Origin of the sequence: Acinetobacter sp. ANC 5045 (genome assembly GCF_004331005.1) — a bacterium.
Lineage (GTDB): Bacteria > Pseudomonadota > Gammaproteobacteria > Pseudomonadales > Moraxellaceae > Acinetobacter > Acinetobacter towneri.
Map to the genome: position 1 here is coordinate 62,262 of NZ_SJNS01000013.1, position 18,535 is coordinate 80,796.

Annotated in this window: 14 protein-coding genes and 1 pseudogene; 8 read left to right on the forward strand and 7 right to left on the reverse strand. The window is 42.0% G+C overall.

Features of this window, described 5'->3' with window-relative positions:
- Positions 1 to 9: 9 nt before the first annotated feature.
- Positions 10 to 684, reverse strand: coding sequence for a monofunctional biosynthetic peptidoglycan transglycosylase (gene mtgA / locus E0H79_RS10875; RefSeq protein ID WP_004972019.1), 675 nt, complete (start codon positions 682 to 684; stop codon positions 10 to 12).
- Positions 685 to 760: 76 nt separating this feature from the next.
- Between mtgA and E0H79_RS10880 the strand changes: the two genes are divergently transcribed.
- The gene (locus E0H79_RS10880; protein ID WP_004972022.1) at positions 761 to 1,576 is read left to right on the forward strand and encodes a rhomboid family intramembrane serine protease; all 816 of its coding nucleotides are present in this window, start codon (positions 761 to 763) and stop codon (positions 1,574 to 1,576) included.
- A 46-nt stretch (positions 1,577 to 1,622) separates the two neighbouring features.
- Here the strand turns inward: E0H79_RS10880 and E0H79_RS10885 are convergent, their stop codons facing one another.
- Entirely contained in the window at positions 1,623 to 4,112 is a 2,490-nt protein-coding gene (locus tag E0H79_RS10885; protein ID WP_131261613.1) for an ABC transporter permease, read from the reverse strand.
- Between the two features lies 1 nt (position 4,113).
- A complete protein-coding gene (locus E0H79_RS10890) occupies positions 4,114 to 4,863 on the reverse strand; it encodes an ABC transporter ATP-binding protein (protein WP_004972026.1) in 750 nt (249 codons plus the stop codon).
- A 12-nt stretch (positions 4,864 to 4,875) separates the two neighbouring features.
- Between E0H79_RS10890 and E0H79_RS10895 the strand changes: the two genes are divergently transcribed.
- Positions 4,876 to 5,505, forward strand: coding sequence for an arylesterase (locus E0H79_RS10895; protein ID WP_004972029.1), 630 nt, complete (start codon positions 4,876 to 4,878; stop codon positions 5,503 to 5,505).
- A 39-nt stretch (positions 5,506 to 5,544) separates the two neighbouring features.
- Here the strand turns inward: E0H79_RS10895 and E0H79_RS10900 are convergent, their stop codons facing one another.
- Positions 5,545 to 6,159, reverse strand: coding sequence for a carbonic anhydrase (locus tag E0H79_RS10900; RefSeq protein WP_004972031.1), 615 nt, complete (start codon positions 6,157 to 6,159; stop codon positions 5,545 to 5,547).
- Between the two features lie 299 nt (positions 6,160 to 6,458).
- Here E0H79_RS10900 and E0H79_RS10905 point away from each other — a divergent pair, with 299 nt between their 5' ends.
- Complete coding sequence (locus E0H79_RS10905) at positions 6,459 to 7,520, forward strand: alpha/beta fold hydrolase (protein WP_026438298.1); 1,062 nt, start codon at positions 6,459 to 6,461, stop codon at positions 7,518 to 7,520.
- Positions 7,521 to 7,538: 18 nt separating this feature from the next.
- On the forward strand, positions 7,539 to 8,552 hold the full coding sequence (locus E0H79_RS10910) for a hypothetical protein (RefSeq protein ID WP_131261614.1): 1,014 nt from the start codon (positions 7,539 to 7,541) through the stop codon (positions 8,550 to 8,552).
- A gap of 73 nt (positions 8,553 to 8,625) precedes the next feature.
- Here E0H79_RS10910 and nfuA read toward each other — a convergent pair whose 3' ends face one another.
- On the reverse strand, positions 8,626 to 9,264 hold the full coding sequence (gene nfuA, locus E0H79_RS10915; protein ID WP_131261615.1) for a Fe-S biogenesis protein NfuA: 639 nt from the start codon (positions 9,262 to 9,264) through the stop codon (positions 8,626 to 8,628).
- Positions 9,265 to 9,421: 157 nt separating this feature from the next.
- Between nfuA and E0H79_RS10920 the strand changes: the two genes are divergently transcribed.
- The 3 genes from E0H79_RS10920 to E0H79_RS10930 all read left to right on the forward strand — a co-directional run bounded on the left by E0H79_RS10920 (position 9,422) and on the right by E0H79_RS10930 (position 12,351).
- Entirely contained in the window at positions 9,422 to 10,039 is a 618-nt protein-coding gene (locus tag E0H79_RS10920; RefSeq protein WP_004972041.1) for a rhomboid family intramembrane serine protease, read from the forward strand.
- A 317-nt stretch (positions 10,040 to 10,356) separates the two neighbouring features.
- Positions 10,357 to 10,551 carry a hypothetical protein gene (locus tag E0H79_RS10925; protein ID WP_004972042.1) on the forward strand — a complete coding sequence of 65 codons (195 nt, stop codon included), beginning with the start codon at positions 10,357 to 10,359 and terminating at the stop codon, positions 10,549 to 10,551.
- Between the two features lie 252 nt (positions 10,552 to 10,803).
- Complete coding sequence (locus E0H79_RS10930) at positions 10,804 to 12,351, forward strand: hypothetical protein (RefSeq protein ID WP_131261616.1); 1,548 nt, start codon at positions 10,804 to 10,806, stop codon at positions 12,349 to 12,351.
- A gap of 125 nt (positions 12,352 to 12,476) precedes the next feature.
- Here E0H79_RS10930 and E0H79_RS10935 read toward each other — a convergent pair whose 3' ends face one another.
- Complete coding sequence (locus E0H79_RS10935) at positions 12,477 to 14,093, reverse strand: inorganic phosphate transporter (protein WP_131261617.1); 1,617 nt, start codon at positions 14,091 to 14,093, stop codon at positions 12,477 to 12,479.
- 497 nt (positions 14,094 to 14,590) lie between these two features.
- Between E0H79_RS10935 and metH the strand changes: the two genes are divergently transcribed.
- Positions 14,591 to 18,280, forward strand: coding sequence for a methionine synthase (metH, locus tag E0H79_RS10940; RefSeq protein WP_131261618.1), 3,690 nt, complete (start codon positions 14,591 to 14,593; stop codon positions 18,278 to 18,280).
- 134 nt (positions 18,281 to 18,414) lie between these two features.
- Here metH and E0H79_RS10945 read toward each other — a convergent pair.
- A pseudogene (locus tag E0H79_RS10945) lies at positions 18,415 to 18,535 on the reverse strand (transposase); the annotation flags it as partial.

Consider the following 18,535-nt stretch of genomic DNA (forward strand, 5'->3'; position numbering starts at 1 on the left):
TCGCTCAATTTAGGGAATTTCCGCATAACGCATATAGCGCTGCACCATCTGTTTACGGGCTTTTAATGCCCCCGCATTACGATGTTCCTGAAAATATTTTGGATTGGTTAAAATCGCAGCCAAGAAAATTGCTTGATCACGGCTTAAACTTTTTGCACTTTTGCCAAAATAATGCTGTGCCGCAGCTTCGGCACCATAAATATTATCGCCAAATTCTACCGAGTTGAGATAGACCTCTAAAATACGCTGCTTTGACCACATGCGTTCCATCATCCATGTCGCCACAACTTCTTGCCCTTTACGCAAAAAAGATCGCTTATTGTATAAAAACAAATTCTTGGCGAGCTGCTGAGAAATTGTGGAACCACCTGCAACAACCTTGCCTTCATCTTTGTTCCGTTCCAGCGCAGTTTGAATACCTTCCCAGTCAAAGCCATGATGTTGCATAAATTTGCCATCTTCGGCAGTCACCACAGCTCGCTTTAAATTATCACTGAGTTGGTCATAGTCGCGCCATTGATGTTGTATAGGCTTACTCGGTTCAGCCCAATAATCCAAACGCATCATCATGGTCGATTGCACAGGCTGCGTACGCCACCACACCAAGCTGCTAAAAATCCATAATTGAACCAAAAGCACCACACTGACAAGAATTAACAAAGTTCGTATAAAAAAAGCTTTCATCTTGGTGCATGGCTCCTGAAGCGTTATTTTTTCGTGTTAAGCTTAGATTGATCACTACGACACAATATTCAAATATATGTCCCAACATCCCCCAAACCTGCGCAACAATAAAGTTGAAATTCACCTGTGGTGGATTACCGCAGCCCTGATTGCAATAAACGTGGCTTTGTTTGCATGGCAAGTGCTCAACGGCATGAACATTAGCAATCCTAGCCCGCAAGATGCAATACGCTGGGGTGCTGATTATGCACCTTTAACCTTTTTGGCGGAACCCATTCGCCTGTTCAGCAGCATGTTTTTTCATTTCGGTTTAGTACATTTAATGTTAAATATGTGGGCCTTGTATATTTTTGGCAGCGTCAGTGAACAGTTGTTTGGGCGTGTCTATTTTATAGTGTTATATGTTTGCGCGGGTTTGATGGGTAGCCTGCTCAGTGGCTATGTCAGCATTCAAGACAGCTATACCCTGCTCGAACAAGGTGTCGCTAATCCAAAGCTGTTACCTAGCGTGGGTGCAGGTGCATCGGGTGCAGTGATGGGACTTGGAGCTGCACTGACGGTATTGGCGTTATTGCCCCAATTACCTCGCCAAAAATTTCTGTTGGATGGCAAGACTTTGGTGATGGTGATGGCACTGAACTTAGGTATGGGCTTTATGATCAGTGGCATTAATAATGCTGCACATATTGGCGGCATGCTCATGGGCGCAGCCATGACACTCATTTGGTACCTTGGACAACGCAGCAAACACAGTAACTTAGTGAACAGTTTTGCGATGCTCCTTGCACCATTGGGTTGTGCTGCATTTTACTGGTATTGCCATAAACTGCTTGCTCCAATTCAACCCCTTTGGCAAGAACTGCTTAGCATGATGCAACGCAGTCTGGGTTGAACAATCAACCTTTACAGCAAGTAAAACAACATCAACTAGAGATGAATCAGGACTGATTCATCTCCCTTAAACTTTGCAGTGGCGGAATATCGCATAAATAACTTAAACGATAACGTCCAATCAAGGCACACAGCACGGTCATAAATACAGGCAAAATCAGCCAGATTTCCCAATGTGGTTGCAGCATTAAATCCATGCGGTAACTGGCAACAGCACTAATGACTTCGGCAAATAAACACGCCACTATTCCCGCTATAAAGCCCATAAAACCGATTTCCAGACTCAACATACGTTTGAGTTTTTGTTTAGAACTACCAAAAGAACGCAGTAATGCGACTTCGCGTTTGCGCTCATCCATCAGCAAGTTTAAACACGCGATTAATACCAACAGCCCAGACACACTCACCAAAATGGCTAAAATGGTGATGATCTGCACCAACACATTCACAATGCGTTTAATTTCATCCAAAATTAGGCTGACATCAATAAACACTGTGTTGGCAAATTGCTGAATCAATTGAATTAGTTTCGGTTTATCTGCTTCAGGCACATAGAAACTGCCCAAATAACTGCCTGCATTTTCATCCATAGTGTGCGGTGAAAAAATAAAGAAAAAATTTGGACTAAAGCTTTCCCACTCCACCGTACGCAGATTAATCACTTCGGCTTCAAGTATGCCTTCAGGCAAACTAAAACTGAGTCGATCACCAATTTGAATGCCCAACTCGGCAGCCGTATCTGCTTCTACTGACACTTGTCCCACTGCACTGAAATTGGCTTGCCCATTTACAATGATATTATCGGCAGGATAACGGTCAGACTGTGTCAGGTTGAGTTCGCGTCTTAACGTATTGCTTTGCTGAATTAAGGCGTCGGCAAAAGGTTGATCATTTTTGGCGACCAAACGCCCGCGTATATTTGGATAAAGTGGCGTGCTGTGCCACTGCTGCTGCGTTAATTGTTGTTGAAACTCAGGCATATCAAACGGTGGCAAGCCGTAAACAAACTGATTGGGTGTTCCTTCGGGCAATTGCTGCTGCCAACGATCTAGCAGGTCGGTACGCAACACTGCAAGTACCGTAATTAAACTTAATCCTAAAGCCAATGCAGTAATTTGAAATGCCGTGACAGCAGGCGCACGAATATACGCTGCGAGTCTGCCTTTAGAATGACGCAATAATTTTAATAAACTCCACACCACTCCATACAGCAATACGCACAGCGCAATAATCGCACCAATCACCCATGTACTAAGCACTAAACTTTCGGTCAAGACCACACAAAATACGATTAGACTTAGCGTCCCTGTAAGCAACATCCACCACCAAGCGCGCATGCTTTTGTCTTGTTGGCGAATCACACGAATCGGTGCGGTATTCAGCAATTGCAATAAATTAGGCAGCACAAAACCCAACAACACCACAGCACTGGTCAGCATGGCGATTGGCAATGGCCCAAGCAAAATTGCCATGGCTGAAAATTGAATTTCCAGGTGCGGAATCAGTTGCAGCATGATTTGCAACAAAGCATAGCCCAAGGTCACGCCCAAAATACTGCCAATGCCCATAGCGATAATTAAGACCAAAGCAAGCAAAGCCAAATAAGCGGCTAAAATTTGTCGTTTACTTGCACCAATACAACGTAATAAGGCGATATGATCCTGATTTTGTTGCACATAGCGCTGACTGGTCAAACCAATCGCAATCCCACACAATAAAATGGTCAGGATATTCGCTAACTGTAAAAAGGTATCTAAATTGGCAATGGGGCGCATTAAGCGAGTATTGCCTTCACTGGCATTGCGTAGTCTTAAACTACTTTGTTCTTCAAAGTTTTGTTCAGGGCTGGCCGTTTGCTGTGCCTGTGCAGGCTGTTGTGTATGTGTTTTAAAATACTGCTCAAAATTTTGTGTATCTTTGGCGCTGCCTGCCAACAACAAACGGTAATCTATGCGGCTACCCACTTGAATCGCGTGGGTACGTGCCACATCGGCCTGTGAAATAATTACTGTCGGCGAAAAACCTGAAAAACCGAGTTCCTGATTAGAATCATGTTCAATTTTGGCAGTCACGGTAAATGCTGCATCGGCAATATTTACTGTTTCACCCAGTTTAACGTGAAGTAAATCCATAGCACGTTGGCTTAGCCAAATTTCGCCAGACTGAATCTTGTCCGCTGCAGGACTGACCCGTAATTCACCGCGTAACGGAAAATTGTGCTCAATCGCTTTGACATTCACCATCACAAATTGTGCTTGAGTATGTGCCATCGAACTAAATACAGTCACATGCGACTGTTGTAACTGATGTGCAGTCGCCTGATCCTGCCAGTCTTGTGCAATGGGTTCATTGTCGCTCAGGACTAAATCACCCGCCAACATTTCTGCCGCTTGCAACGCTACAGCATTTTGAATTTGCTCATTGCTAAACTTTAAGGCTGTGGTCGCGCTAATCGCTAAAGTCAGCGCAATAATCAGTAAATAGACACCACTGCTTTTAAAACTCTGCTTTAACAGTGGATGAAATAATGCGTTCATTTCATCCTCCTGTTATGGCAGCGGTTGGCTTAGCTGCAAATTGCTCAACCAATTGCCCATCAATTAAAGCGTAATGGCGCTGACATTGTGCCGCCAGTTTCGGGTCATGCGTGACCAACACCAAAGTTGTGCCCAACTCACGGTTCAATTCAAATAACAATTGCTCAATTTCAGTTGCAGTTTCACCATCCAAGTTTCCTGTCGGTTCATCGGCAAAAATAATTTTAGGTTCACGAATTAAAGCGCGTGCAATGGCGACACGTTGTTGCTCACCTCCCGAAAGCACTTTCGGCGTTTGCTGTGCTTGTCGTTCTAAACCCACACGTTTCAGCAAGTTGAGGGCTTTTTGTTCTGCCTCTGCATATTTAAATTTTTCCTGCAAACGTAGTGGCAACATCACATTTTCCAGTGCCGTCAAATGCGGCAATAACTGAAATGACTGGAACACAAAACCAATATGCTTTAAACGAACTTCTGCACGTTGTTCTTCGTTTAATTCTGCAATTGACTCACCACATACCACCAATTTTCCACTGCTGGCCTGATCTAATGTTGCCAAAATACCCAATAAGGTCGATTTTCCTGAACCCGAACGACCTGTAATGGCCACTTGTTCACCTTCCTGAATATCGAAGTTTAAATTCTCAAAAATGGTCAATTGTTTTTGTGCAAGTTGTATCTTTTGTGTCAAATTTTGGGCAGAAATAATCGTTTGTGGCATGATATTAGATTCTTTAGTGTTTTGAGTCATACGTTTCCCATTATGCAAAATCGCAATCTAACTAGTCGTGTCTTCCCGCGTGTGTTGCTGCTCGGACTATGTTTCAGCCCATTCGTGGTATCTGCAAAAACCATTATGATTGTAGGTGACAGCTTAAGTGCAGGTTACGGCATACAACCACAACAAGGTTGGGTTCACTTATTGCAAAAACGTTTAGAACAACAGTATCCGAAACAGCATAAAGTGGTCAATGCAAGTGTCAGTGGCGAAACCACCAGTGGTGCTTTGGCGCGTCTGCCTAAATTGCTGCAGACCCATCGTCCAGACGTTGTAGTCATTGAGTTAGGCGGAAATGATGGCTTGCGTGGACAACCGCCACAAATGATTCAAAAAAATTTAGCGAACTTAATTCAGCATAGCCAAAAAGCCAAAGCGAAAGTGGTGATTTTTGGGATGAAAATGCCGCCAAATTACGGCTCGGCGTATAGCAAAGCATTTGAAAATAACTATAAAGTGGTGAGTCAGCAATATAAAGTCAAATTACTGCCATTTTTTATGGAAGGTATTGCGGGCAATAAGCAATTGATGCAAAAAGATTTAATTCATCCAAATGCCAAAGCTCAGCCTATTTTGCTAAATAATGCTTATCCATATATCAAAGGCGCTTTATAAAGCGCCTTTGAGGAAAATCTAATTGCTGTGCGGTTCGGATTAAAAATCAAAAAAAACCACTTCACCTGTTTCCAGTGAATATTCTGCACCGACTACTTTCAACTGACCTTGTTCAATCAGGTTTTCTAAAACTGCTGAACCATGACGCAATTGATTTACCGATGCAAATACATTGGAACGTACTGCATGCTTAGACAATTTCGCCAAATCATTTTTCAGTTCAGTCTGCATTAAGGTTTCAACTGAAGGGCGAACACGGTTCACAATCGACATTAAATTTGCCGATGGTGGACAGTCTGGGCACATTAAAGTATCAATTGTCGCTTGAATTGCACCACAGTGACTGTGTCCTAAGACAACAACCACAGCACAGTCATAACGCTCTGCCGCAAATTCAACACTACCTACCTGTGATGGCGCAACCACGTTGCCCGCAACACGAATTACAAAAAGATCACCCAATCCTTGGTCAAATACCATTTCTGCAGGAACACGTGAATCTGAACATCCTAAAATAATGGCAAATGGATTTTGGTCTTCTGCCATTTCTGCACGCTGTTGGTGCGACAATTGCTTCGGATGTCTGGTATCACCAGAAACAAAACGTTGGTTTCCTTGTTTAAGACGTTCTAAAGCTTCTTGAGCTGTTAGCATTCTTGATTTACCACCGATCTTTGAAGTTGCGATATTCTAAAGCCAGTTTTTATGAATGTCACTTGCAAAAAAATATGCAGCTGCGCTTTTCTTTATTCATTTTTGTTATAAATTTTTTCACTTTTTATTGAGATAGGTCACATTTTCTACCAATTTCAAAGCTTTGATCAAAAAAGCAAGGGATGACTTTCATTTTTAAACGCCTACAATAGACAGAATACACTTGTGCAATTAGACCTAAGAGCTAGTGCCTATCATTATTGGAGCCTGTTTTGGGTTCGTCAGGGGAAGACGTTTTCATGATGAAATTTATTCGATCACGTTATCTACATACGACTTTATTGGCTTTGGGACTAAGTACATCTTGCCTTGTACAAAGCGCTGCGCCCAATCCATATACCTTCACAAAAAACAATAACGCCAGTAACAGCAACGCAACTGAACTTAAACTATTACAAAATCATTTTCAGCAACAGCGCAAACAAGCAGGACTAAGCTCTAAAAGCATTCGTGTTGGAGATGTCGTCTGGAGCTATAACGAAGGTGGCTCGCACAGCAAACCCACAATTTTATTGATTCATGGTTTGGCAGGCACACGTGATAATTGGAACCGTGTCGCGCAATTTTTAACCCCACATTATCATGTGATTATTCCAGATTTACCCAATAGCGGTGACACCAAAACTCCAAGCAATTTTGATAATTCAGTTCCGAATGTAACTTCACAACTGCGTCAATTTATTGAAGCAATTGACTGTGAAGAAAACTTACACGTGGCAGGACATTCTTTAGGCGGCTCAATTGCAACCGTGTATGCCTCGCAATATCCTTTTGATACGCAAAGTTTATTTTTACTCAATAGTGCAGGCATTTATAAACTTGCTAATACGCCTTACACCAAAAATCCATTATCTTTAAATGACTTAATTGTGAGCAAACATGGCGATTTAGCCGACGTCGCCAAACAAATCATGCAAAGCCCGCCTGCCATGACCTCACAAATTCAACATGCGCAAGAAGAAGTCCTGATTTCTCGCTCAGAACAAACCCGTAAAGCAATTGAGCAAATTGTCAAACTCAACCGTATTTATACTCCAGACTCATTTGCACGTTTAGCAGGATCAATTGAAGCACCGACCCTGATTTTATGGGGTAAGCAAGATCGCATTATTAATGTTGAAGTGGCGAAGGAATTACAATCTTTACTCAAACGCGCCGAAACACCTGTGATTCTTAATAATGTTGGACACATGCCGTTATTGGAAGCTGAAAAACAAGTCGCACAATATTATTTGCCGTTTCTGGCTAAAACTCAGAACCTAAAAAACCCACTTGCTGATAAACTGATTCCTCTAAATTAATTATTATATAAAACCTTCATGCAGAAACATCCCATCATTGAGCAACTAATTGAAGCTCAGCTTGATTTTTTAGATCAAGAATTTAACCAAAGTGAAATGGTACAAACTGAATTTGTGCAGTTTTACCAATGGTTTCGCAAACAAAGCTTACAAGATTTATGGACATCTGAAGCCATTCATCAACTGATTCAACATCAAATTTTAAATACACCTGCCAGTTCATTTTTAGTGGAACAAATTGCTGAGCATATTCGTTTTGCACTGGTACACCCTGTTAATGACAGCAGTAAAATTGCCGATGTGATACCTGTGCTGACCATCGACAAAATTGCACAATATGTTGCAAGTAAAAGTGGACATCGTCAGCGTTTGATTAAAACCGTGGTGAATAATCCTGCCTTTGCCGCTATGATTACCCAACTCATTCAACACTCCATTCAGGATTATATGGATAATTCGGTGATCGCCAAAAGCGTGCCTGGCGTATCGCGTTTTATGAAAATGGGTAAATCGGTTTTGGAAAGTGTTACCGATACCAATTTAGACCAGACCATTCAGCATTATTTGCAAAAAAATGTGCAGAAGCTGACTCAAATGAGCGAGTCGGTGCTTAATCAACATTTTGACGATGAAAAACTGTATCACTTCCAAGCCAATTTATGGCACAAAATTAAAGATTTGCCACTTTCCGTTTTAAAAAACTATATTGAAGTGCAAGACCTATCTCAAACTGTCAATTTAGGACATGAAATTTGGGATCATTTACGCCAAAGTGACTATTTGAAACAGCAAGTGCATGATGGTGTGTATGCGTGGTATGTACGCAATCAAGCACGACCTTTTGATTTGTTATTGCACGACTTAAATATTGATGAAGCGCTAGTCCAACATCAATTACAACAACTGTTAAATCCAGTCATTCAAAAAATGATCGCTGAAGGCTATTTAAAGCAACGTGCGCGCCATTATTTAGAGGAATTTTATTATTCTGAAAAAACACAACAAATTTTAAATCTACAAACGAATGAATAGGGTCTGTTGACAATTTCAGATAAAAAATAACCTCCTAAAATTTAGGAGGTTATTTTTAAGCGAGGCTTAGAGCTTATTTAAAATAAGCACCTTCAGATTGACTGTGGTCAGTCTGATCCACCACACGCATCAATTCAGGTACGTGTTGTTTCAAGGTTGTTTCAACACCTTGCTTTAAAGTCACATCAATCGCTGAACATCCTTGGCAACCGCCACCAAATTTCAATACTGCAGTTAAGCCGTGTTCTTCATCTTCAACCACTTCAACCAAAGCACAGTTACCACCATGCCCTGCTAAACCTGGGTTAATTTCAGACTGTAAAACATAAGTAATGCGTTCTTCTACCGAAGCATCTGGGCCTACGCGTGGCACTTTTGAGTTCGGTGCACGGAAAGTCAATTGACCACCAAAACGGTCTTTGTTGTAGTCAATTACGGCATCCAATAAATACGGAATAGACGGCGTATCAATAAATGCAGGAAAGTCTGGATATTCCTGTTTGTAGTCTGTAGGTACAACTTCATCGGGCGCACTATAAGCCATGCAACATTCAGCACGCGGTGTACCAGGATTTTCCACAAAAACACGCACACCAATACCCAGTGTATTTTGCTTTGCCAATAAATCCTTCAAATACTCTTGAGCAGTTGGCGTAATCAATAAGTTTGGAATTTCATCTACAACTGCTGTGCTGCTGTTCTCAGTCGACATAACAATAATTTCCTCAAGCTGAAGTGGCTATTTTAACTGAAGATGCGGGGGAATAAAAAAAAATCAACCAAAATTGTCGGATTTATTCCTAAAGTTCGACTCAAACTCAGTTTTGATGCATTATTACAGCAGAATTCAAGTAAAAGAATAGGCGTTTATGCTCGATTTACCTTTTAATCATACCGTGACCATTATCATTATTACGGTCATTGTGTCTATGTTGGCGTTTTCCAAACAAGAATTAATGAATCGTCTGATTTTTTGGCCGCCTGCTATGCAACGTGGTCAATATGACCGCTTCATTACCCATGGTTTTGTGCATGCCGATGGTGCGCATTTGCTGTTCAATATGATTACCCTGTTTTTCTTTGGCAGCATTATTGAAAGTTTTTATCGCCAATACGTCTATGATTTAGGCTTTGTTTTATTCTATTTGGGTGGTTTAATCGCCGCGATTATTCCAAGTTATTTAAAGCATAAAAATGACCATCGTTGGGCCAGCTTAGGCGCATCTGGTGCTGTATCTGCGGTGTTGTTTGCCTATATTTTGTTTGAGCCGTGGAAGTTGATTTTCGTGTTCTTTATTCCAGTGCCTGCCATTATTTTTGCAATACTGTATGTAGCGTATAGCATTTGGTCGGGTAAACGCGGCAATTCCAATATTAATCACAGTGCGCATTTATGGGGTGCGGCCTATGGTGTGATTGTGACTATTTTAATTGAACCACGCATCTTGCCTCACTTCCTGAATAAACTGGCGCAACTGCCGTTTTAACTTTTGAAACTATAACGACTCGGTACATCTACCACTGAGTCGTTGCTACTTTAAAGAGTTTTCAAATCCGTCAATAGACTGCTTTCATAAATCCGCTTAACACCATCATTTATTGCCTCTCATCTTCAGCCTCTCTCATTGGGAAAAACGACTTTCAATCGTCATTTTATGAACTGCTGATAAGTATTTTTGATTGATGAAAGCATCTGAATGATCCAATACAGCATAAAGCACACAACAAATAACATGCAGTTACTCGACAAGCACTTATATTAAGAATATAAAGACTAAAACTATCAAGCAATCAGGAGTCAGCCATGAAAAAGTTTGCACTTCTAAGCGCCCTTTTACTTAGTTTAGGATTAAGCGCCTGTGCCGTACATACCCCTGAAGGCAGTGTGGTGATTGATCCTGACCGCACGATCTATCCGAAAGGCTATTATCCACACCAACATCCGCATGGTGATGGTGATTTTTGTCCTCCAGGTCAGGCGAAAAAAGGACGTTGTTAAGCTGTTGGTCTGAGTGAATAAAACATTGTTGATACAGCATCAGACTCATTTATGATTAGAACCTAAACATTTAAACACTGACCTTTAAATCCCAATAACATCTCATTCATATTAAAAACCTTTACGCTTCGTGAAGGTTTTTTTATTCAAATTTCACTCAATTTTGGTAGTTTTTGCTACCCAATATCGTAACTTGGCATAGATAATGTATACATCTGTATATTAATTTCAATTTAGTTTGCGAGTTTTTGCATGTCCACTTCTTACGATGGCTTACAGTTTCCAATTCATCCAGAAAATCATAAACCCAGCACCTCAAGCACGGGCAAACAAATTATTGCCGAAGCCTTAGCCACAGTCGATCATCAAAGCTCAGTCGATGCTTTGGCAGAAAAAAACTGGCGTAAACACTATCCAAAATACTTTAAAGCCCTCGTGACCAATGGTATTCGTGAACAAGCTAACGCAATTCAAATTGCAGAAGATGGTTTAAGAAAAGCGCATCAAAGTTTTGAGTTTTATCGTCATGAGCAAAAATATGTGCTGAAAGATGTCATGCTCTTGCCTACTGAAACTTTACATACCTTTAAATTACAAGGCAGCAGCCAAGCAGCACCCGAATGGTATGTGCCGTATCGTGGGCAAAAGTTACAAGGTCAAGCTCTACTAGATCAAATTGCAATTTGGCTAGCAGCAGGCATTATTGAACCAAGTCATGCCGAAGCGTTAAATGCTGCAATGGCGCATCCTGAATGGTTTGATTTGTCTGACCGTAACATGGTGCTATTTGGTGCAGCTTCAGAAGCAGGGCCACTCACATGGTTAGCCAAATGGAAAGCCAATATTATTGCAGTCGATTTACCAAATAGCCGTGTGTGGAATAAAATTTTAAGCACTGTGCAACAAGGCAATGCCACCTTATATGCACCCAGTACAACACAACTCGCGGCAGATACCCCACTTGATATTTTAACAGAACAGTTGGGTGTAAATCTGCTAACGCAAACCCCAGAAATTGCACAATGGTTAGCTCAAAAACCTCAAACGCTAGATTTAGCAGCCATTGCCTATTTAGATGGTGAAAAACACGTGCGTGTTGCGATGGCAATGGATGCGATTATGCAATATGTCAGCGAACACAAAGCTGATAGCAGCCTTATGTTTATGTGTACCCCAACCGATGTTTATGCCGTTCCTGAAGAAGTGATTAGCGCATCGGCAGAGAAGTTTCAGCAGCGTTCGCAAGGGCAAAAGCTACTTACCAAAAGTATTGAAACCATTTCACGCAGTCATTTCTTCCAAAAGAATCTGCATAATTTAATTGCTTCAGACAATGGTCAACATTATGGTATTGCCGACTGTTTGGTGGTTGAACAAGGGCCAAACTATGCTTTAGCAAAACGCATCCAGCAATGGCGTGCAATTTTAGCGCGTCATCAAGGACAGCATGTCAGCATCAATATTGCACCTTCGACCACCACACACTCTGTGACCAAAAATCCATTACTCAAAGCAGCATTTAGTGGCGCAAGTTTGTTTGATGTTGAAGCATTTAGCCCTGAAACCACCAATGCGATTATGGCGGCATTGTGGATTCATGACTTACGCAATCCAAACTCGGCAGCCAATCCTGAAGTGAAACTTGAGCATCCGCTCGAATTGATGATGGAAGGTGCGAACCATGGTGGATTGTGGCGCGTGGCGTATTTGGCACGAACTGCCCTACCTTTCGCTGCGCTCTATGGCTTTGCTGCAGATAAATTACCTCTGGACAAAGTCATCCAAAAATTTAAAAAGTAATGTAAACCGCTAATCTATCTATTCAAAAACTTGCCTGCAAATATTTCTTTAGACTAATCTGCAGGTATAAAAAAGCGCTGTATCATCACAGCGCTTTTTCAACCACTCAAAAAGTTTTGAATGGATTAAAATACTTTTAAGAACAACCAGAACAAGCTACCCGATAAGCAAATTGTCGCAGGTAAAGTGAAAATCCAAGCCGAAAGAATTGTACGCACCATTTGGAAATTCAGACCCGATTTATTTGCCACCATGGTACCTGCCACCGCACTGTTCAGTACGTGTGTAGTTGAAACTGGCATCCCCAAACCATCTGCAGCAGCAATAGTTGACATTGCCACAAGCTCGGCAGACATACCTTGACCATAAGTCATGTGCTGCTTACCGATACGTTCACCAACAGTCACCACAATACGTTTCCAGCCGACCATCGTACCCAAGCCTAGTGCTAAGGCAACGGCAACTTTGACCCAAGTTGGAATGTATTGTAAGAATGAATCTAAATGGCTGCGGTAGCTTTTAACCACTTTTTTCTGTTCTTCCGACATTTCAGGCAAGGCATTGGCTTTGTCTAAACGCTTGAATGAAGTCGTGCTTAAATACATATCATTACGCATTTCTGCTACTTCAGCTTCAGGCACATCTTTCAAGTTGCCATATTGACCCACACGCTCACCCAAATGATCCGTTAAGCTTGCCAAAGCAGGCACGACTTCAGGAGTAATTTCTTTGGTCTGAATATAACTAGTAATAATCTGACGCGCTTTTTCATCTGGCATATCGGCATGTTGTGGATAAATCACATCAGCCGTTTGCGTTGAAAGCTGCTGGAACGATTGAATGTGGTTTTGGCCTAACTCTTTATTTAACGAGTACGCCAACGGCACAATCCCGATCAAAATCAACATGATTAAACCCATGCCCTTTTGACCATCGTTTGAACCATGCGCAAAACTTACCCCAGTACAAGTAAAAATTAGAATGGCACGAATCAGTGGTGGTGGTGGCTTATTGCCTTCAGGTGGCTGGAACAACTCCATTTGTTTCTTGAAGATTTTTTTCACCAAGAAGAACAAAATCGCAGCAAAGGCAAAACCAATCAGTGGCGAGAACAATAAAGCCTTGCCCACTTTCATGACTTGTTCCATGTCTACGCCACTTGCACCCGCACCTGAGTTCAGCAAGTAGTTCATAATCCCCACACCTAAAATCGAACCGATTAAAGTGTGCGAACTTGAAGCAGGAATACCGAAAAACCACGTTCCTAAGTTCCAGACAATCGCGGCAATCAACATGGCAAAAACCATGGCAAAGCCTGCGCCTGAACCGACATTCATAATCAATTCGACTGGAAGTAAGGCAATAATACCGTAGGCAACTGCGCCACTGGCGACCATCACCCCAAGGAAGTTACAGAAACCCGCCCACATTACTGCCACAGGTGCAGACAGGGCATTGGTATAAATAACCGTTGCCACTGCGTTAGCTGTGTCGTGGAAACCATTCACAAATTCAAAGCCTAAGGCAATGAATAAAGCGGTCGCCAATAAAATCACCGAGTACATGCTTAGCGCAGGCACGTGGGATAAGTCCGCAGACAATTGGAAACCAATATAAATAAGGGTAGAAACGATGATCGTTAAAAACACCGGCATAAAAAATTTCGGTGTAGGCACATGAACATTGGTCGATTTAGTGGTCGACTTGTGTGCTGAATCTACAAGAGTTGGATTAGAATTCATGCAAGCAGAAAAGAGGATTTAAAATCCCCTTATTGTTCAATTAAATTGTGACAATTATATGACAAAGAGCTGCTATATAAAGCAACTTTCATACTTTATTTTCACACTTTAAGCTGTTTTTTTTGTGCATAAAATTAAAATTAACATTTAAATTTAAACACTTAGAATAAATAAACCTACTTTTCTTATGCTATTCTCTCAAATTTAGATTGTTACACCTTTGTCATATTTGCCTAAAATTTCAGACAAAATTTACCGTGAGCCAATTTTGCCTGAGCAATATGACAAAGCGATGACGCATCAAAGTAAAATCAAAATTAGAATGTTCCTCATCACAACTTTTATTTAGGTTCAAAAGCTACTGCAAAATCCTAAAAATACTGCTTTATGCACTATTTTTACGACTTCCACTCTCTCTGGTCGCTTCAAGTGCACGAAAGCCGTGCGAACTCTGCTAAAATAGCGCTCATTTCGGATTCAGTCATAAAGGGTTTTTTATGTCCACGCTTACCACCCTGAAAGCGCTTCTTGCCCAAAGAATTTTAATTATCGATGGTGCTATGGGTACTATGATTCAACGCCATCAATTGGAAGAAGCCGATTATCGTGGTGAGCGTTTTGCAGATTGGGCACATGACCTCAAAGGCAACAATGATTTATTGGTACTGACCCAACCGCACATTATTCAGGGTATTCACGAAGCCTACTTAGATGCGGGTGCAGACATTATTGAAACCAACAGCTTTAACGGCACACGCGTTTCTATGTCTGACTATCACATGGAAGATTTGGTTCCAGAAATTAACCGCGAAGCAGCCCGTTTAGCCAAAGCTGCCTGTGAAAAATATTCAACACCAGACAAACCACGTTTTGTGGCAGGTGTACTTGGGCCTACATCACGTACTTGTTCAATTTCTCCAAATGTAAACGACCCTGCATTTCGTAACATTAGCTTTGATGCACTCAAAGAAAACTATATTGAAGCTGCGCATGCCTTAATTGAAGGTGGCGCAGATATCCTGCTCATTGAAACTGTATTTGACACCTTAAACTGTAAAGCTGCGATTTTTGCGGTCAAAGAAGTGTTTAAACAGCTCGGGCGTGAATTGCCGTTGATGATTTCAGGTACCATTACCGATGCTTCAGGACGTACCTTAACGGGTCAAACTGCAGAAGCTTTCTGGAACTCGGTACGTCATGGCGATTTACTTTCAATTGGTTTTAACTGTGCTTTGGGCGCAGATGCCATGCGTCCACACGTTAAAACCGTTTCAGACGTTGCCGATGTGTTTGTTTCTGCACACCCGAACGCGGGCTTACCCAACGCATTTGGTGGTTATGATGAAACGCCTGAAGAAACCGCAGCTTTCCTCAAAGAATTTGCTGAAAGCGGCTTGATCAATATTACAGGCGGTTGCTGTGGTACAACGCCTGATCATATCCGCGCGATTTACAATGCGGTAAAAGACATTCCACCGCGTAAAATTCCAGAGATTAAACCTGCATGCCGTTTAAGTGGTTTAGAACCATTTAACATTTATGATGACTCTTTATTTGTAAACGTGGGCGAACGTACCAACGTCACAGGTTCTAAAAAATTCCTGCGTTTAATTCGTGAAGAAAACTTTGCCGAAGCCTTAGATGTTGCTCGTCAACAGGTAGAAAGCGGTGCGCAAATCATCGACATCAACATGGATGAAGGCATGCTCGATTCAGAAGGTGCGATGGTGCACTTCCTGAACTTGGTGGCATCTGAGCCTGATATTTCTCGCGTACCTATCATGATTGACTCCTCTAAATGGGAAATCATTGAAGCAGGCTTGAAATGCGTACAAGGTAAAGCCATTGTCAACTCTATTTCCTTAAAAGAAGGTTATGACGAGTTTGTCGAAAAAGCCCGCCTCTGCCGCCAATACGGCGCAGCTGTCATTGTTATGGCCTTTGACGAAGTCGGACAAGCCGATACTGTGGCACGTAAGCGCGAAATTTGTAAACGCTCTTATGACGTTTTGGTCAATGATGTTGGCTTCCCTGCCGAAGACATTATTTTTGACCCGAACGTGTTTGCAGTTGCGACAGGTATTGAAGAACACAACAACTACGCAGTCGATTTTATTGAAGCCACAGGCTGGATTAAACAAAACCTGCCGCATGCCATGATTTCAGGCGGTGTATCGAACGTATCTTTCTCATTCCGTGGTAACGAACCTGTACGTGAAGCCATTCACGCGGTATTCCTATATCACGCTATTCAGCAAGGCATGACCATGGGGATTGTCAACGCAGGTCAGTTGGCAATTTACGATGACATCCCGAAAGAACTGAAAGAAGCAGTTGAAGCCGTTATTCTGAACCAGAACCAAGGTGAAAGCGGTCAGGATGCCACAGAAAAACTGCTAGAAGTGGCAGAAAAATATCGTGGTCAATCAGGCGCACAAAAAGCCGAAGAAAACTTAGAATGGCGTAGTGAATCTGTCGAAAAACGTCTTGAGTACGCTTTAGTTAAAGGCATCACCACCTTTATTAATGAAGACACCGAAGAAGCGCGCCTGAAAGCCAAACGTCCATTAGATGTAATTGAAGGCCCGTTGATGGATGGCATGAACGTAGTTGGTGACTTGTTTGGTGCAGGTAAAATGTTCCTGCCACAAGTGGTGAAGTCTGCACGTGTGATGAAACAAGCCGTTGCATGGCTCAACCCGTACATCGAAGCTGAAAAAACCGAAGGTCAGTCTAAAGGTAAAGTTTTGATGGCAACGGTAAAAGGCGACGTTCACGACATTGGTAAAAATATTGTGGGCGTAGTCTTGGGCTGTAATGGATACGATATTGTCGATCTCGGTGTGATGGTACCTGCAGAAAAAATCCTGCAAACTGCCATTGACGAAAAAGTCGATATCATTGGCTTGTCTGGTCTGATTACCCCATCTTTAGATGAAATGGTTTTTGTTGCCAAAGAAATGCAGCGTAAAGGCTTTAACATTCCATTGTTGATTGGTGGCGCAACCACATCTAAAGCACATACTGCAGTTAAAATTGATCCACAGTTCTCAAATGATGCAGTGATTTATGTTGCCGATGCTTCGCGTGCCGTTGGTGTTGCGACAACCTTACTCTCCCCTGAAATGAAACCTGCTTTTGTTGCAGAGCATCGTGCGGAATACGCTAAAATTCGTGAACGTATTGCCAATAAGCAACCAAAAGCTGCGAAATTGTCGTATGCAGAAGCCATCGACAATGGTTTAAAAATTGATTGGGACAACTACACGCCTGCAGTACCAAAATTAATTGGTACACAAGTGCTGACCAATTACCCGCTTGAAACCTTGTTGCCATACTTTGACTGGACACCATTCTTTATTTCTTGGAGTTTGGCGGGCAAATTCCCGAAAATTCTGGAAGATGAAGTGGTGGGCGAAGCTGCAACCGACTTATATAACCAAGCGCAAGCCATGCTCAAAGATATTATTGCAAATAATCGCTTTGATGCACGTGCAGTCTTTGGGATTTACCCTGCCAACCGTTCTGCGGCAGATTCAGTACAAGTATATGATGCAGCACGTAATCAAGTAACGCATACCTTCCATCATATTCGTCAACAGTCAGACAAAGTCACAGGTAAACCAAACTTGTCTTTGGCAGACTTTGTCGCAACTACAGAGCAAGGGCAAGATTACTTGGGCGGCTTTACCGTGTCGATTTTTGGTGCAGAGGAAATGGCCAATGAGTTTAAAGCCAAAGGGGATGATTATTCTGCCATTTTGGTGCAGTCTTTGGGTGACCGTTTTGCAGAAGCGTTTGCAGAGCATTTGCATGAGCGTATTCGTAAAGAATTCTGGGGCTATCAGCCGAATGAGCAACTGAGCAATGAAGAGCTAATTAAAGAGAAATATGTGGGTATTCGTCCTGCACCAGGCTACCCTGCTTGCCCTGAACACTCTGAAAAAGCGACACTGTTTAACTGGTTAGGTTCAACTGAAAAGATTGGCACACAGCTTACGAGCAGCTTTGCAATGTGGCCGCCTTCATCTGTGAGCGGCTTCTACTATGCCAACCCTGCTTCTGAGTACTTTAACGCGGGTAAAATCTCGTTAGATCAGCTTGAAGATTACGCACAGCGTAAAGGCTGGAGTTTAGATGAAGCGAAGCGTTGGTTAGCTCCAAACTTGGATGATTCGATTAATTAATTGCTTTATGCCGCATGGGTAGTTCATCTGCCCATGCGCTATACATAATGTCATTTCAAAAACCAGTGAATTGTATAATTCACTGGTTTTTTGTTAAAAGGAAGTTTTAGCTAAATTGCATTAATAAGCTGTCATTAAAAAGTAAACATGTATTCTTTTCCGAATTGGTTTGATACTCTCTCCACCCATTGCTCTATTTTATCAGCTGTCATGACTTGAAAATCTCGCCAATAATATTTCATCTGCTTCCATACC

Coding starts and splice junctions, on each gene's coding strand:
- E0H79_RS10895 (WP_004972029.1), top strand. CDS start 4,876: ATGCAAAATCGCAATCTAACTAGTCGTGTCTTCCCGCGTGTGTTGCTG.
- E0H79_RS10920 (WP_004972041.1), top strand. CDS start 9,422: ATGCTCGATTTACCTTTTAATCATACCGTGACCATTATCATTATTACG.
- E0H79_RS10880 (WP_004972022.1), top strand. CDS start 761: ATGTCCCAACATCCCCCAAACCTGCGCAACAATAAAGTTGAAATTCAC.
- E0H79_RS10930 (WP_131261616.1), top strand. CDS start 10,804: ATGTCCACTTCTTACGATGGCTTACAGTTTCCAATTCATCCAGAAAAT.
- metH (WP_131261618.1), top strand. CDS start 14,591: ATGTCCACGCTTACCACCCTGAAAGCGCTTCTTGCCCAAAGAATTTTA.
- E0H79_RS10890 (WP_004972026.1), bottom strand. CDS start 4,863: ATGACTCAAAACACTAAAGAATCTAATATCATGCCACAAACGATTATT.
- E0H79_RS10905 (WP_026438298.1), top strand. CDS start 6,459: ATGATGAAATTTATTCGATCACGTTATCTACATACGACTTTATTGGCT.
- E0H79_RS10900 (WP_004972031.1), bottom strand. CDS start 6,159: ATGCTAACAGCTCAAGAAGCTTTAGAACGTCTTAAACAAGGAAACCAA.
- mtgA (WP_004972019.1), bottom strand. CDS start 684: ATGAAAGCTTTTTTTATACGAACTTTGTTAATTCTTGTCAGTGTGGTG.
- E0H79_RS10885 (WP_131261613.1), bottom strand. CDS start 4,112: ATGAACGCATTATTTCATCCACTGTTAAAGCAGAGTTTTAAAAGCAGT.
- E0H79_RS10910 (WP_131261614.1), top strand. CDS start 7,539: ATGCAGAAACATCCCATCATTGAGCAACTAATTGAAGCTCAGCTTGAT.
- E0H79_RS10925 (WP_004972042.1), top strand. CDS start 10,357: ATGAAAAAGTTTGCACTTCTAAGCGCCCTTTTACTTAGTTTAGGATTA.
- E0H79_RS10935 (WP_131261617.1), bottom strand. CDS start 14,093: ATGAATTCTAATCCAACTCTTGTAGATTCAGCACACAAGTCGACCACT.
- nfuA (WP_131261615.1), bottom strand. CDS start 9,264: ATGTCGACTGAGAACAGCAGCACAGCAGTTGTAGATGAAATTCCAAAC.